The 15,685-nt window shown below is 59.0% G+C and carries 13 protein-coding genes; 6 read left to right on the plus strand and 7 right to left on the minus strand.

The genetic code is table 11. The annotated features are described in order from the left end of the window. Nucleotides 1-889: 889 nt before the first annotated feature. From GGQ64_RS28370 to GGQ64_RS24270, 3 genes are all read right to left on the minus strand, one after another. Nucleotides 890-1,039 carry a hypothetical protein gene (locus tag GGQ64_RS28370; protein WP_425488538.1) on the minus strand — a complete coding sequence of 50 codons (150 nt, stop codon included), beginning with the start codon at nt 1,037-1,039 and terminating at the stop codon, nt 890-892. Between the two features lie 201 nt (nt 1,040-1,240). Further along, on the minus strand, nt 1,241-1,354 hold the full coding sequence (locus GGQ64_RS28375; protein WP_425488540.1) for a P-loop NTPase family protein: 114 nt from the start codon (nt 1,352-1,354) through the stop codon (nt 1,241-1,243). 54 nt (nt 1,355-1,408) lie between these two features. Next, on the minus strand, nt 1,409-1,576 hold the full coding sequence (locus GGQ64_RS24270) for a hypothetical protein (RefSeq protein WP_183807919.1): 168 nt from the start codon (nt 1,574-1,576) through the stop codon (nt 1,409-1,411). Nucleotides 1,577-1,979: 403 nt separating this feature from the next. Here GGQ64_RS24270 and GGQ64_RS28260 point away from each other — a divergent pair, with 403 nt between their 5' ends. The 3 genes from GGQ64_RS28260 (at nt 1,980) to GGQ64_RS24285 (ending at nt 4,919) form a co-directional block, all read left to right on the plus strand. Beyond that, a complete protein-coding gene (locus GGQ64_RS28260; RefSeq protein ID WP_343059560.1) occupies nt 1,980-2,192 on the plus strand; it encodes an efflux RND transporter periplasmic adaptor subunit in 213 nt (70 codons plus the stop codon). Nucleotides 2,193-3,024: 832 nt separating this feature from the next. Beyond that, nucleotides 3,025-4,317, plus strand: coding sequence for a c-type cytochrome (locus tag GGQ64_RS24280; protein WP_183807920.1), 1,293 nt, complete (start codon nt 3,025-3,027; stop codon nt 4,315-4,317). Nucleotides 4,318-4,682: 365 nt separating this feature from the next. Beyond that, entirely contained in the window at nt 4,683-4,919 is a 237-nt protein-coding gene (locus GGQ64_RS24285) for an XdhC family protein (protein WP_210300427.1), read from the plus strand. A gap of 114 nt (nt 4,920-5,033) precedes the next feature. Here GGQ64_RS24285 and GGQ64_RS24290 read toward each other — a convergent pair whose 3' ends face one another. Next, nucleotides 5,034-5,627 (minus strand): TetR family transcriptional regulator C-terminal domain-containing protein, encoded by a 594-nt coding sequence (locus GGQ64_RS24290; protein ID WP_183807921.1) that lies wholly within the window; start codon nt 5,625-5,627, stop codon nt 5,034-5,036. 142 nt (nt 5,628-5,769) lie between these two features. Between GGQ64_RS24290 and GGQ64_RS24295 the strand changes: the two genes are divergently transcribed. Further along, complete coding sequence (locus GGQ64_RS24295) at nt 5,770-6,984, plus strand: MFS transporter (protein ID WP_183807922.1); 1,215 nt, start codon at nt 5,770-5,772, stop codon at nt 6,982-6,984. 61 nt (nt 6,985-7,045) lie between these two features. Next, nucleotides 7,046-7,804, plus strand: coding sequence for an SDR family oxidoreductase (locus tag GGQ64_RS24300; protein ID WP_183807923.1), 759 nt, complete (start codon nt 7,046-7,048; stop codon nt 7,802-7,804). On the opposite strand, the gene GGQ64_RS24305 is transcribed toward GGQ64_RS24300, so the two are convergent. Both GGQ64_RS24305 and GGQ64_RS24310 read right to left on the minus strand, forming a co-directional pair. Further along, nucleotides 7,739-8,404: a hypothetical protein gene (locus GGQ64_RS24305; RefSeq protein WP_343059562.1), complete on the minus strand. Its 666-nt coding sequence runs from the start codon at nt 8,402-8,404 to the stop codon at nt 7,739-7,741. The two genes, GGQ64_RS24300 and GGQ64_RS24305, sit on opposite strands and share 66 nt — an antisense overlap. A 340-nt stretch (nt 8,405-8,744) precedes the next feature. Beyond that, nucleotides 8,745-11,483 carry a winged helix-turn-helix domain-containing protein gene (locus GGQ64_RS24310; RefSeq protein ID WP_183807924.1) on the minus strand — a complete coding sequence of 913 codons (2,739 nt, stop codon included), beginning with the start codon at nt 11,481-11,483 and terminating at the stop codon, nt 8,745-8,747. Nucleotides 11,484-12,690: 1,207 nt separating this feature from the next. Between GGQ64_RS24310 and GGQ64_RS24315 the strand changes: the two genes are divergently transcribed. Continuing rightward, the gene (locus GGQ64_RS24315; RefSeq protein WP_183807925.1) at nt 12,691-13,074 is read left to right on the plus strand and encodes a response regulator transcription factor; all 384 of its coding nucleotides are present in this window, start codon (nt 12,691-12,693) and stop codon (nt 13,072-13,074) included. Nucleotides 13,075-13,114: 40 nt separating this feature from the next. Here the strand turns inward: GGQ64_RS24315 and GGQ64_RS24320 are convergent, their stop codons facing one another. Continuing rightward, nucleotides 13,115-15,064 (minus strand): ATP-binding protein, encoded by a 1,950-nt coding sequence (locus tag GGQ64_RS24320; protein WP_183807926.1) that lies wholly within the window; start codon nt 15,062-15,064, stop codon nt 13,115-13,117. Nucleotides 15,065-15,685: the final 621 nt, after the last annotated feature.

The following is a 15,685-nucleotide window of genomic DNA, read 5'->3' on the forward strand; positions in this document are numbered from 1 at the left end:
AGCGCGGACTTCAGGGGAGAACTTGTTCGTCGTCTTGCTTGTCATAGACCCTACTTCTCACGAGTTGGGGTCTCCGGCAAAGCCGGGGCGGTTCATGTCGTCAGCCGCGTCACTGGTTCTCAAACTCGTTTGCGGAGGCAAGCTCAGCATGGGTAACCAAATTGCGTCGAATCTGCGTGAACCAACGGTGATCCGAAATCGCTGGCTCCGCTCCTACGGACGAGAATGCGTCACAAATGCATCAATTACGCCTGCGACAATACGTGCACGATACGTTTAGGGTGTCGTCTGTCGCACGATGGTTCCTGGGAAATTTCGTGACATCGGCCCGCAGCATGCGCCATCCATGTGCCGGGAAGTCTCCGCAAGCGAGCGTAAAGTGCGATAATTGCTGGAAGCTACGTCTACACGCAGCCTGCAGCCTTGAACCCTGCATTCAAGCCTAAGCCATTGACCAGGCATAGGAAAAAGTGGTGCCCCACCAGGACTCGAAACCGGAGCCCCTGATTGCAATCCGGCGACTCCCGGATCGACGATCGGGGCCGTTCCTATTTCGGAGCCCTGCATCAGGCTCTCGGTGGGGCGGGGCGGCAAACGCCGGGCAGGGAGGCGATCTTCCTAGAGCGTCCGACGTTCAAGTGAATCCATATCCCGCGGCTTTGAAGTAATTCCGGCATTCAGCGGGCGAGAACATCGCGCAGATAACCGGCATCGACATAGCCAACGACGCGCGTCCGAAGATCAAGGGAATAGGCTCTTGGCATCGCAAATCACCTCCTCACGAAAGTGAATCACGAAAGCAAGATCAACGGAATCCCAGTCGATTCAATCTGAGAGTCCGACGCTCTAGCCTTCGACCTGCTCTATACGGACAGCTAGCCGCCCTGCCTCACTGGACGAAACCGATGCCTTGGCGGGTCGGAGAGTCCTGCCTGAGCGTCTTCACCATGTCCTCGTATTCGCGCTCCAGCTCCAGCGTCACCGAAGCACGTGTTTCATGGAACTCCCGTTCGAAATCATCGGGGCGTACCTCGGTCATGTCGATATTCGAACGCAATGCCAGAAGTCCGGCACGCCCTGTCAAATCCTCGAGGTCGGCTCTGTAAAGCGTTCGCGCTCAGCGAGAGCGTCGAGAGCGTCGAGAGCGACGTCCGACGAAAGGGGTATTCCCCTGAGGAGCGCGCAATCGAGAAGCGTCGGTCTGTTAATCGCCGCCAGGACAACGACGCCCTGAAGCTCCTCAAGCCTGTCCCCTCTCGGCGAGAATGGTGTTCACCACGCGCTCCGTCACCGCCGGTTCACCGAGACCGCCCCCGCGAGACGGAGCCAGCGAGTCGATTTCGTTGATGAACAGGACCGTCGGGGTGAACCGCGCCGAGGGCTGTCAGCGCTTAGCGACGGGCTGCCCCTAGAGTCCGGGCATGTCGGCAAGATAGACGCGGGGTGTCGGGCTCGCCCTGAAGGTCTCGCCGAAAGCGACGAGATATCCGAGCATGCCGACCATCAAGCAGAGGATGAAGAGGATCATGGGGCCCGTGCCATAGCTGGCCGGGGCGCGTTGATAGCTGTCTCTCATCGATTTTCTCCTTGCTGAAGGTGTTGATGAGCGGACGCTAGAACCGTCGACCGGAGCGTTATTGTAAGAAATTACGGCACGGGGGCGATGCCGGATCGAGTGGGCAGGATTGTCCAAAACCGGGGAAACGCGGCCGGGCGGAGGCGTAGATACGCAGCCATGACCGCGGACAGACTTTCTCCCGGAGTACCTCGGGAGACAAGGTTCCGACTATGAAACCCAACCTACCCGCCAGAGCGCGGAAGCATGTGCAGTCAGCCATCTTCGCGACGTTGGTTACATTCTATTTCGCAACGACGACGTTCGGACAGGACATGTCCGCGCCGCCTCCAGTCACCGCCGCCAAGCCCGTGTCCGCGTGGTCACGGAACAGGACGACTTGTCGGCATGTTCCAGGAAGTCCTTGTCCGCGCGCGGGTCGGGGATACCTCGACAAGTCCAGTTTACGGACGGCGCGCTCGTCAAGAGCGGCGATCCGCTGTTCGTGATCGACCAGAGGCCATTCAGGATGGCACTCGAGGCAGCCACGTCCGCTCTGGAAGTCGCGAAATCCACGCTGATCTACGCCGAGGGCCAGTTCCATCGCGACGAGACGCTATCGGCGAACGGCAGCTAATCGATTTCCATACTGGACGAACGCCGGCGCGAGTGGGTAACGGCACAAGCCAATGTCCCCCGGTGCGCAGGCGAGCGCCGACAGGGCGGAACTGGATCCCGAATACCCAGATCATCGCTCCGCTGAGCGGACGTAGCGACAGACACATGATTTCCCCCGGCAATCTCGTGCAGGCCGATCAGACGGAACTGACGACCATCGTCGCGCTGGATCACGCCCGTTTTCTTCGTCCTCCTGCGATCCCACCACAAGCCGCGTCCGGCCGCCGACCCTGAGATGAAGGTCGCTGCCTGATCGCTCCAGACATTCAATTCTTACAATAAACGCCGACCCCCAGGGTCGGCGCTTCTTCTTTGACCGGGCAAGCAAAAGGAGGGATCATACAAAAACGTCTTCCTCAGAAATCGAATCTTGCAAGAAAATCGCCCTGATTTGAGACCTTATACATGCAGGCGAGGAAACACGGTCGACCTCCTCCTCCCATCGACCGCTTTTCCGCGAAGGTGACCCGTTGCCTTCCAGCGTAGCCCGTCCCCGTGGCTGCGGCTCTGCGATCCCTGCTTCTGGCCGCCCCTCCCAGACATAGCAGGGATCGCCGCCTTCGCGGCACCGAGACGACGCCACTCATGGAAACGAATGAATTGAGCGATCAGCGCGTCGCGAGTGCAGGATTGTGCAATCCAGCAGCCGGGAAATCCACTCCTCTCGATAGTTACGCGCTGTGCATACCTGAGTTCGAAAGACCGAGGGTTCGCCCGGCCTGACGGAACGGAGCGGCGGGCGCATCCAAAGTGCGAGTGGAGCGCCGGGTTCAAAAGGAAAGGGCACGGCCATGGGACGCTTGCGGAAATACATCATCGGGATCTGTACCATCGCGGTCGTCGGCCTTTTAGGTGCGGCCTGTTTCTTCTTCTGGCCCCACCGACTTCCGGAGGTGCAGACGAGCAAGTCCCAGCTGACCGGAGCCGAACTCATCGCCCGCGGCGAGTATCTGACGGTCGCGGCAGACTGTGCCGCCTGTCACACCACCAAGGGCGGCAAGCCTTTCGCTGGCGGTCTGGCGTTCAAGCTACCGTTCGGAACGATCTACTCGCCCAACATCACCCCCGACAATACGGTCGGGATCGGCGACTGGAGCGATGCCGAGTTCGTCAGGGCCATGCGGTCTGGTATCGGCAAGCACGGAGAGGATCTCTATCCGGCGTTCCCCTACACCTCTTATGCGCTTCTCTCGACAAACGACATCCTCGCTATCCGCGCTTACCTGACGACCCTCGCTCCGGTGAGCGAGCCCGCTCCGGAGAACGCCTTGGCGTTCCCGTTCAATCAGAGGCCGCTGATGCGCGGATGGAAACTTCTCTTCGTCCCGCGGGGCCCTTTCGAACCCGATCTCGGCAAGGGCAAGATGTGGAACGACGGCGCGTATCTCGTCGAGGCCCTGGCTCACTGCGGCGAGTGTCACACCCCACGCGGCCTGATGTTCCAGAGAAAGCAGGGAGTGGCCCTGTCCGGCGGTGACGTCGATGGCTGGAAGGCCTGGAACATCACCTCCGACAAGGAATACGGCCTCGGAAACTGGAGTGACGACCAGATAGCGGAAATGCTGTCGGCCGGGCACGCCAAAGACCGCGGCGTGGCCGCGGGGCCGATGCGCGAGGCCATCGACCTCAGCCTGAGCAAGCTGCCCAAATCCGATATCGACGCCATCGTGGCTTACCTCCGGACGGTTCCGGCGGTAGCGGGCGATCCCGATCTCATGGCGGTGCGGCGCAAGGACGAGGAACTGACTGCGGTATCGACCCAGGTTTCCTCCGTCACTCAACGCGGAAAACGAATCTACGCTGGAGCGTGCGCGAGTTGTCACGGATGGAACGGCGAAGGGCAGTTCAATCCGCGGGCCGCAATCCTTGGCGGACACGCCCTCAGCGATCCGACGGCTAGCAACGTGGTGAGGGTAGTCTTGCAGGGCTCCTCCGACCATGAGGCCGCTCCGGGAAAGATCATGCCTGCCTTCGCCAAAATCTACTCGGACGAGGATGTGGCCGCGCTGGCGAACTACGTCGTCGAGCACTTCAGCGGGCAGGCGGGAACGGTCACCGCCGAGCAGGTCTCCACGGCACGCTGATCGAAAAAGAGATCGAGAGTGGCCCGCGGAAGGCAAGGCGCGGGCCACTCTCGCAATCGTACCACAGCGGCTTTGTCTCCGGCGGATGCACGGGCCCGCCGTCGCGGCCGAGGCGATCGAGGCTCAAGGCAGGGCACGATCTCCCGTTCTTCGACATCGTCCTGCCCTGCGGCGGCGGCATCCGGCTCTCCAATACATATCCTCAGGGACGTCGAGCCGATCGACCGGGTCTTGGATCTCGTCGGCATGCGGCGGGAACTGAGCCTTCCGTTACGGACCCGAATCGGAGACCCTGATCTGTCTTTCTCCAAGAGATACCGGCTGGCATTCGAACGATTCATGAGGCGTATCGCCCCCAAGCCGCGCTGAGATCACCGGCGTTCTACATCGGCGCATTGAGAAGCCGTCGCACGCACGACAGGCGACACAGAGGCCTGCTCGAATTGGGCTACAGCCACGCGGAGACCGCGCGGATTAAAGCGCCCATCGGCATATTCGACAGGGCAAGGGATTCATCGTCGCTCGCCCTTTCGTTGGTGGCCGACATCGCTGCGATCGCATCGGAAGAGATTTACGGAATCTGGAGCAGCAGAGAGTCTTAGCGGTTCGCGAGCCGCCGAGAAGTCGCCTGCGCTGCCCCCGTAGCGAGTAAAGAGCCGCCCTCCTAGTTTTCAGCATACGAAGGTTCGGCGCAAAACATCGGTGTCTACAGGAGATTACGTCGAAAGCTCTGATGCGTCCCGATTATCCAGAAGCCCCATGGCAATCGACATGAAATCGTCGAGGGGTCGACGGTCACGCGTAAGCTTCATACGCAGAACCGTTCCCTCCCAGCTATTGATCAGGAAACGGGCCATCTCCAAAGGGTCTAGCCCACGTTTGATTTCATTACGCGCCTGTCCCTCTTCGATGACTTTCGCGAGCAGGTCGGTCCACGATGTCAGCGCGTCTTTGAGCGCCGCCCGGAGTAGAGGCACGTTGTCCGAACTCTCGGCCGATAGGTTCCCGATAAGGCAGCCTCTATCGAACCCGTTCTTTTCATATCTCGAAATGAAAAATCCGAAATGAGCCTTGATCCGGTTTAAGGGAGAAAGGACAGGATCGGACAATATTTCTCGCTTGGATGAGGCGATATACTCTTCGAGAACTTCAAGAGCCAATCTCTCCTTGCTCTTGAAGTAATTATAGAAATTGCTTTTGGGAACTCCGGCGCTGTCGGCAATCTCCTGTACGCCGCAACCGCTATAGCCCAAAGCGTTCAAGCGGTCCTGGGCGGCAGTTACGATCTTCTGTCTGATGGTTGTGACCATGGTGATCTCCCGTAGCCCCTGCTTATGAACGAGCCGATCCGGTTTCAAGACCGCCGCTGCATGCCGCGGCAAAAATAAACTGAATTGACGTATAATACGACCAGTCGTATTAGTCCACACACTCTAACGGAGACGCGAAGCCATGGTGGCGGAAATCCGGAATCAGAAGCTCACGCCAGCCTGGATCATGGCGCTCGGCACGTTCGCGATCGGGACGGAAGGGTTCATGATCGTACCCCTTCTGCCGAAAATGGCCGAAGATCTGCAGTTATCCATCGCAACGCTGGGAACGCTTGTCACCGTCTTTACGCTCACGCTAGCCTTCAGTTCGCCGATACTGACGACGCTGTTCGGAAGCGTGGACAGGCGTCGTCTGTTGATCTCGACGATGGGATTTTTCGCGCTGGCCAATCTCGTGGCATGGCAGTCCAGCGGCTACTGGGGTATTTTCGCCGCCCGTGTGCTTCTGGCTCTCGCGGCTGGTCTGTACACCCCCAACGCCAACGCGCTGATCAGTGTGTTGGTCGCCCCCGAAAAGCGGGGCAGGGCGCTCGCCATCGTCAATGGCGGGATGACCATCGCGATCGCGCTGGGATTGCCGATCGGATCACTCGTGGGGAACGCGCTCGGATGGCGCGTGACGTTCCTCGGAGTCGGCATCCTCGCTCTGATAGCGGTCGTCGGTCTGCTCGTCGGCCTCGATCGGTCGGCGGGATCGGGGATTGCGGTGCCGGGCCTTGCTGCCCGGATCGCGGTCGCCAAACGCCCCCTGATTCTGGTCGGCCTGGCGATCACGCTGTTCTGGGCGATCGGTGCCTACACCGTATGGACCTATATCGCACCCTACCTGCAGTCCGTTGCGAACTTTGGCCCCCACGGCATTAGCGTCATCGTCTGCCTGTGGGGAGTGAGTGCGGCAGTCGGGATGTTCAGCGGCGGCGCACTCAGCGATAAGTTTAGCGCGAAGGCCGTGATGGGAGCTTGCCTCGCACTTCTCACCTGCGCTTTCCTGCTGCTTTCGTTCACGGCGTTCTTCCTGTCTCCGGCCCACGCCGTCATCCCGATCGTGATTTCCGTTGCCGTTTGGGGCGTCACCGTATTCGGCTTCTTCCCCGCCCAGATGTCCCACCTGATACAGGTTGGCGGGCAAGCCTCAGCCCCCATCGTCCTGTCTCTCAACACGTCATCCATGTACGGCGGCTTTGCCCTCGGCAGCGCAATCGGTTCAGTCGTCGTCTCCCAAGGGCGGGTAGCGGACCTTGGCCTCGCTGCCGCGCTGGCGGAAGTCATCGGCCTCATACTTCTCTACGGTTTCGCCGCAAGGACGGCGTCCCCCAGCACGTCGCCCGCCCGCTAAAGCAGGCGACATCCGTGCGATTTATCCCCACGAAAACAGTCCAACCTCAAGGAGAATGACCATGAAAATGACAGGCAACACGATCTTCATTACAGGCGGCGGCTCCGGGATCGGCCGCGGGCTGGCCGAGGCATTCCACAAGCTCGGGAACCAAATCATCATCTCGGGACGCCGCAAGGCCAACCTCGAAGAGACCGTCAAGGCGAACCCCGGCATGGCTGCCTACGAGATGGACATCACCGACCCGGAAAGTATCCAGTCGGTGGCAAAGAAGATCGTCGCCGATTACCCGGCACTCAACGTTCTGGTCAACAACGCCGGAATCATGCCGTTCGACGACGCCTCCGGCACGATTGACGAAGTGTCGATGCAGAACGTCGTCACCACGAACATCCTCGGCCCGATCCGAATGACCTCGGCACTGGTCGAGCACCTCAAGGCACAGCCCTCAGCCGTCATCATAAACAACACCTCGGTGCTCGCCTTTGTGCCTTTGGCGTACAATGCCGTCTATTCGGCGACCAAGGCCGCTCTGCATTCCTACTCGATGTCGCAGCGGTTCACGCTCCGCGACACATCGGTGAAAGTACAGGAAATCGCGCCGCCGTGGGTCGATACGGATCTGATCAAGAAAAGCGGCGACCCGCGCGCCATGCCGCTCGACGCCTTCATCAATGAGACAATGACCAAACTTGCGACAGACCACGAAGAAATCTATGTGGACGCGATCCAGATGCTCCGCGACAATCCCGGTTCAAAGGAACATGACTTCTTCAACAAGTTCAACGAAGCGCTCGTGGCCGAACCGATCCCGGTCTGATCCAGCCTCGCTGAAGGCGAGCTCGCCGGAATACTCAGCGCAAAAAAGAGGTCTCAGCTCACCGCTGAGGCCATCGTCTTTCGGAACCCACACTGTCGGGTAGCCGGTCTCAGTCGAAATGAAACTCGGACAGGTCCACCGAGACGATAAGCGGTTCGGGAAGCGGCGTGTTGTCCGGCTTGCGCGGATAGATACGCATTTTCGTGGGAGCACGATACCGTCCACCTCGACCGGATCGGTCAGGTAACGCGCGGCCGCATTCTTGCCCTGGATGTCTACCTCGTAATCGTGCCGATAAAGAATGCCGTCCTTGTTGAAATAGAAGGTCTGCTCGGTGCTGTGTGTGGCGATTTCATCGGGGAAGCGAACGTGCAGACGACGCAGTGTCTCGCCGTTCTCCTGCCAGGGTTCGATCTCGCTGCAAACCACGCCGGAGCGTTTGAGGATAAAAGGCGACGTCAGGTAGGTCCACATCGTGTACCCCGAGAAGTAAGCCACCCGCGGATTGCTCCACGGAGTTTCCATCTCGTAACCCTCGAATGATTTCCGGGGATCGAGAAGCTCCTCGACGACAGCCCCCTCCGGTGTCTCGATCGTCACGCGGCCTGGCGTGAACGCCGACCGACTTGTTATCGGTCGGGGCGAACGGCCAATGCGACACCCATTCCTTTTTGAGGTCCACCTTGACATGGCAGTCCACCAGGACTTCGGCCTTGCCCTTGAGACCCCAGAGGACGCCGCCCTGATGAAGCTTGGCCGTCAGGCAGGAGAACTTCTGAAACCGATCCATTCCCCCGTGTGCCTCGACGGCGATATCTAACAGGTCCGTCATGCAATTGCTCCTTGGCTAGAGATTTGAAAGCTTTTAACGCTCCCTCTCTGTACGAGGATCGGCCCTGTGTTCATTGTAAAACTGGACATCCACGACGGGATGGCGATTCTACGCGTCTCGCGCCGCCAGTAGCGCGCGCGCGATCTCGAGGTCCGGGATCGGGCGGTTGCTATCCACCCTCTTCAAAACAGACGCAAGTTCGCCCATCACGGAAGCGGCTTTTCCCGGCTCGGCCAAACGGACAAGGCAGATCGCACATCGGAGTTCCCACATCACCGCCCCTATGGAGCGGGCAAGGTCGATTGCCTCGATAAGCATTGATCGGGCTTGGGCCCCGTCCCGTTTGATCAGTGACACCGCCTTGAGACGCAGTAGTTCCGGCCTGCACCATCCGGCGTCTCCTGCTAGTGCACGGTCGAGCGCCGCCGGAGATGCCCTGCATCCGGCAAGCACGGTCATGTACTCGAGCCGCATGCCGACGCCGTCCTGCAGGGCCTGCTGCAGCGTGGCCTGCATTTCTTGGGTTTGAGTGTCCTGTGGCACGACGAGGTCGTAGCCGCCGGCCCACTCCTGCCATCTTACCAACATGTCCTTTCCGGCGATCCGCTTCACTGCGTCCAGCTTGGCCCTTGCCGTTTCAATCTGTCCAGCAAGATACGCGATCGGTATCGCGCTCAAGCACAGCATCAGGCAGGTGGAGATCGAATGTCCGAGCTTCTCGCAATCGACGATCAGCTCCTCGATACCGGAAAGACTTCGATCGATGTTGCCCTCGAGAAAATCGATCATCGTGATGACCGATCTCGCAATCGTACCTTGATCGTATCCCGTGCCGTAGTTCTGCGTCGTTCGGACGGCACGGCTGGCTTCAAAAAGCGAAAGATCGGCCTGCTCGCGGGAGGATTTCAGATCGCCGTGAAACAGGTAGTTGTGCTCAAGCAGTCTGCTGTAACTGAGCGCCCCGGGGAACCGCCTCTGCAGATCGGTAGCAATGGCGATCGAGCGGAGGTACAGGCCCTTCGAGCTAGCAACGGAGGCCATCCCTCCATAGGCACGCATGATGCGTCCTGGATTGCCAAGCTGTTCGGCGATCACGGCAGCGCGTTCGAACTCGGCACTCGCTTCCTGGTCGCTCCGGAAGCCACCGATATGATATAGGGCGCTTCCCCTCGCGATCCTCAGTTGGAGTTCCACGTCGGTTCCCGGATGCCGGGTTGAAGGGAGGTGGCCGATAGCGCCTTCCACCGCGATGAGCTGCTCGTTCATCGCGCCGAGTTGCACCCAGACAGTGTTGGAGATCGCGACGAGCTCCACTGCGAGATCGAGGTCACCTTGAGGCGCGCTCGCCCATTCGATAGCAGCCCGCAAGTCATTGATCAGTGTCGCGTAGCGCGTGAGCCAGTCGCCCGTGGGAAGCCCGCGCCAATCGGCCTCGGCCCTCAACAGCTCCTCGCGGCAGTATCGGGCGTGAGAAAAGCGACTGGCCGCCTCGAAAGCGCCTGCGGCAAGTTTCTCCAACGCGTATCCTTTGGTCGTGTCCAGAAGTCGATATCGACCGTCGGCACTCGAAACGGCGATGAGGGATTTGAGCAGAAGGCCGTCGAACGCGTTGTCGAACCTCTCGCCGGACAACCTTTCCCGCACCAGGAACTCCGCAGCGTGGTCCGAGAACGTGCCGGGGAAGACCGCGATGGTCGCGAAAAGTTCTCTTTCGTCGGCATTGAGGCTGTCGTGGCTCCAGTCTAAGGTCGCCCTCAGCGTCTGTTGCCTCGGAGGAGCGGTACGCCGTCCCCTACGCAGGATCGATAGCGGGTCGCCCAGAGAGCCGAGAACGCTCTTCAGGCCGAGGCTGCTTACCCGAGACGCCGCTAGTTCGATCGCCAGTGGGATGCCATCCAGGCTTCGGACGATCGCGGCAGCCGCCTGCAGGCTCTCTTCGTCCCCGAAATTCTCGAGGTCGGAGGCAAGCTTGACCGACTCCACGAACAGTTCGACGGAGGGAATGGACAGAAGCTCCTGCGTTGACATCCCGAAGTCGGGGACGTGCAGGGAAGGCAACTTCCTGACACGCTCGCCCGCCACCCTAAGCGGTTCGCGGCTTGTCGCTAATATCGAAACGCGTGCGGTCGCCTTGAGAATTTGATCCACTTCGACCGCGACGGTCTCGATCAAATGTTCGCAGTTGTCAAAAAGAAGGAGGATATCGCTGGAATGAAGGGAATTGAGAACCGCTTGCCGATAGTCATTCGTATAGAGAACCAGCCCGAGCAAAGACGCCAGCGTGGGCATAAGCAAACGACCGTCTTTCAAAACCGCCAGATCGACAAAGACCACCCGTCTCGATGCTTGGATGCGCGCGGCCATCTCCAGCGCGACAGCGGTCTTCCCTATCCCGCCCGCGCCCGAGATCGTCAGCAATCTCGTCGATGCAAGGGCGGTCACGCTCGTCGCTATGAACTCCTCGCGCCCGATAAGATGACTTGCAAAACGGGGTAAATTGGTATCGGGGGCAAGCGCTAGCGTGCCTGAGTCCGTGACGGAGAGCTCTACCGGCGCGACAAACACATAGCCCCGTCCCGCGATGTTTTCGATATACCGCTGCTCGCTGTATTCGCCGAGCGCTTTCCTGAGCGTCAACAAGTGGACACGCAACGCGCCTTCGTCGACGGTCGTCGTGGGCCAGGCGGCTCTCATAAGCTCTTCCTTGGAGACGATTTCGCCGGCGTTACTGACCAGAGCCACCAGCAATTCCAGAGCTTTCTTCCCGAGCTGATAGGGTCTGCCAGATTCCGTCAACTTCTTGTCGACCAGATCGAGTTCAAAAGTGCCGAACTTGATAACAGCCATCGTGAAACCGCAGATCCCGCCAGAATTCATCCCGACGACGGATATCACATCTGCATGGATTTAAAGCAACGGTCACAAAGATTCCGGCAAGCATGCCAATTGCACCGGAAATTCTCCTGACTCCGGGCAGGCATCTGGCTGTGCGATCGACAGCCTTCTAGCACAAACCTATAGACGCTCCGAACAATCCGGGCTGGTCGATCCGATCAAGCTTCGAGACGATCCACGTAGCCACACAACCGCGCCGAAGGTTTGCGGGCGGCGTCGATGGCAGGCCTGTCTCTTCCAAGCCAGCGGAGGTTCGTCTTAACGCCCAGCTTCAGGAGGTAGAGCGTTCGACAAGCTCGGTCGAACAAGCCAACTTTTCTGAAGGTCTGAAAAGCAGTCATCGGGTACCTGGTGGTTCATCACGGTTGTCTGCCTGCAGGCGATAGCGGCGGTCATCGCCGCCTACAAGGCACGCATCGATGCAGGTCGAAACGCTGTTTAACGCCCTACTGGAGGAACGGCTTGGCGAAAGGACACGCGTCGCCTGAGATCTTCACGACACGCTCTTACAGAGCTTCCAGGGCTTGATCTATCGCCTCGAGGCGGTGAGGAATCCTGCTTCCCGGAGAGCCAGTGAAGGCATCGGAAATGCTCAACGTCATTTTGCTCAAGAGTGACGACGCTATTGTCGAGGGCGAGACACCATCCAGTCTCTTCGTGACCCCGCCAAGGCAACGGCGGACATTCTGGATGTTGGTCGAGGAGGATGCTGCCGAACTCGCGTCCACTCAACCGACGGAACGCATGCTAGCTTCTCTTTGAAGGTGGAAGGAAAACCACCGCGCTTTGCAGTCGAAGTCCGTGATGAACTTCGTCAAATCTGCCGCGAAGCGCTGAGGAACGCTTATTGTCATTCAGGAGTCCAGATCATCGACTGCCTACTTAGGTTCGAGGGCGCGCGCATGGAACCGTCGTTAGCGGCAATGGAAAAGGGGATGCCGCCCGGATCCGAACAGATGCAATTTTCAGGTCACTATGGCATCACCGGTATTGTGAGCTGTGCGTCGAATCTCGACGCTCTCGATATCCAGCCAACAGGGCCAAGGAACAAAGGCGATCCTGAGAATGAACACGACCGAAACCCGACCTCGATCGATTTCGCTCACCATGTACGTTAGGACCTGATGCCTGTAATGAGGCCATTGGCTCTAGCCTGAGGATGAAAACACTGTCTCGCCCTCCAATCGCGATCGTGGAAGATGACCTTGCCGTACAGCGAGCTTACGCAGATCTTTTCTCCTCCTATGACTGCGAAACCGTCGTTTTCCCGACAGCGGAAGAGTTCCTCGAACATATTGCGGACAAGCAAGTGGCTTGCCTTATTCTGGATCAACGGCTTCCGGGGATGAATGGCCTTGAGCTTCAGAGCTTGCTGCAAGAACGAAATGTCGCCTTCAAAACGGTTTTCATCACGTCGCAAGATGACGATAACACCAAAGCGAAGGCAATACAGGCGGGAGCCGCAGCGTTTTTCAGCAAGGGAAGCGATGTCGATGACATAATCGCCAGCGTGATGCATCTAGCAGGTTACCAGATCGACTGAGGCAGCGAGGTGCGGCCGGCCGCATCACCAGTCGCCCCGGTCAGGTCTCCGAAGAGGCTTCGGGTATTGCTCCATCGAACATCGGAATTGAAAACTCCGCGACTGCTCCTCCACCGCTTCTGTTTCTAAGGTTCAACGTGCCACCAACGCTTTCGACAACGCTCTGAGACACCGTCAGGCCGAATCCCAATCTGTCGGGTTTTGTCGAGAAGAACGGATCGAAGACGAGTGCCAAATGTTCCTCCCCTATTCCGGGCCCACGATCCGATACCGATACCCTCAGTTCCGTCGCTTGCAGCGAACAGGAGATCGATACCGAGACAGCCGCGGGCCGTTCCTCGGAACTTTCTGCTTCCAACGCATTCTGCAATAGGGCGCAAATAACTTGCTGCAAAGCGACGGGGTCGGCCTTTAGGACCGGGAGATCGCCGTCCGCGGTTATCGTTACGGCGTGCTTCCGGTCGAGTGGACCAAGTATAAGATCGCGTGATCGTGTAGCTAACTCCACGATGTCTACAGGTTGCTGGTTATGTCTGTTCGGTTTGAGGCTGTCTCTGGTTCTCGTTCCGATCTCCGTTAGGCGCTGGGCGTTCCACCTAAGCCTATCCATGACCTTGCCGACGGCTTCCGCGCCGCTCGGACCCATTGCGACGAGCCTGTTGGCCGTCGCCAAATCCAGCGAGATTGCGGTGATGGGTTGGCTTATCTCGTGAACTAGGGATGTGGAAAGCGCAGACGCGCAGGCGATCCTGTTCGCCTTAGCAAGTTCCTGCCGTGCTGCTCCGGCCTTCTCCATGCGCAGATCGGAGCCTCGGGTGTCGAAGAACGAAACCCTGGCGACGCCGTCTTCGGTGATCCAGACCGAAAAGGGAAACGAACATATCTCGCCATGGGCATCGACCAGTTCCGCAATTCCGCATGTCGCCGATGCCCGATTGCGCAGGGCGGCAAGGACAGCAATTTCGACATCGAGGTTGCGAATGCGGTCGGCTTTTGCCCAGTCTGAGAGCATATCGGCAGTGCCGTTGTAGCCCAGCACTCGCGAAGCATGCTCGCTCGCTCCGCATGCCCGAATGGTCCGCCTCAACTCGTCAGTCAGTGAGGGATTCAAGGCTAGATACGCAGGAACATCGTCCACGGCTCTCGTTCTCAGCGCGTCGGACATCGGTTTGGCGGATTTTATGTCGTACTCGACCCAGCTTATTTCCCGCGGCTCGAAGAGCGACCTAAGACGTTCGTCAGCGCGGGCGAGCGATTTCTCGTATTTGTCGGCAATGGTCTGCAGATCGAACTGCAGCCTCGAAATCGTCTCGCGATCTTCCACCTGACTCTGTACGTCCACCAGGCTGCCGAACCAGCTGACGACCTCCCCGGATTCGGGCGATCTCACCGATCGTCCGAGCGATTCCATCCAGCGATACGAGCCGTCGTTCATGCGCACACGTGCATGAGCCGAATAGTTTGAGTTACCGTCTTCGACCGCGTCGCGCCAAGCCTGATACATCTTGGGGCGATCGGCAGGGTGTATGGGATCGGCCCAGCTTTGATCGCGGATCGCTTTGAGACGCGGGATACCGAATGTCTCGGTGTAACGTTCGTTGAGAAATTCGCAGCGCCCATCAGCGCTGGTGCCCCACAGGACATGCGGTAGTGCATCGGCGAGTTCCTGGCGACGATCTGTGGGGCAAAGGGGTGAGCCTGACGGGCCGCGGCGACGGTTCCGCAGAAAGAAGATTGCCAACGCGGCCATCGCGACAGTCGTAAGTAAAGCGTGATTGTATAGCTCGAACCAGGCGTAGGGTAGAGCGGTCGATAGCGAGTCGCGTAGCGCCATCAAAAATAGGCAGATCAGGAGCGCGGACACGAAAGCCAGCGACCGCACGCCGCGCGCTAGATGCGACTGCGCGGTAACACAATAGATCGAGGAAGCGATTCCGTTGGGCACCCCAAAGCGACGGCCAGCGACGAACGTTTTCCGGGTGCTCGACATCGCTTCCTCTCAAAACTCCACCGCGTAAGGTTCTTAGACATTGCTTCGAGGTATTCGGCCCGAAAACTTCTTGGTGGGGGGAGCTTAAATGTCGAGTTCACCGGTCTCCTGCCTATGGAGTTCCGAGCTCAGCTTTCGAGTCGCCACGATTGCGGCGATCCCGAAATCGGAGCGATCAATCTACCCGGCACCCCTGCCTCCGACAACCTCGCGAGCTCCCTACCCAAGGTTTCGCTACAAACTTGAGCTAACACCGATGCTTCCCGGTCCGATACCTATCCATTGTGGTAGGTCAGCGCCTTGACGGTATGCGAGCGAAATGATGCTTGGAATGCATCTGGACAGGTTAGCGATCGCGCCTGGCGCAGGTGAGAGCCGCTGTGGTCATGACATGGAAATCCCGTCTCCGAGAGCGTCGCCGCTCATAAAGTTCTGGAATTTCCGCTTGCCCATGTTCGGAGTCAGTTCGGCGTACTCGTTTCCGACACCGCCAATCTAACTCGCATGATCGATCCAAACCCCCTCGAAAGAGGGGGACTAGACAAAGCGTATCCGAACACCCGTGTCATCGACCTAACGACCTCTGAGTTCGAGCAACTGGCGAGCAAGGCCATCGCCGCG

Origin of the sequence: Mycoplana azooxidifex (assembly GCF_014196765.1) — a bacterium.
Lineage (GTDB): Bacteria > Pseudomonadota > Alphaproteobacteria > Rhizobiales > Rhizobiaceae > Mycoplana > Mycoplana azooxidifex.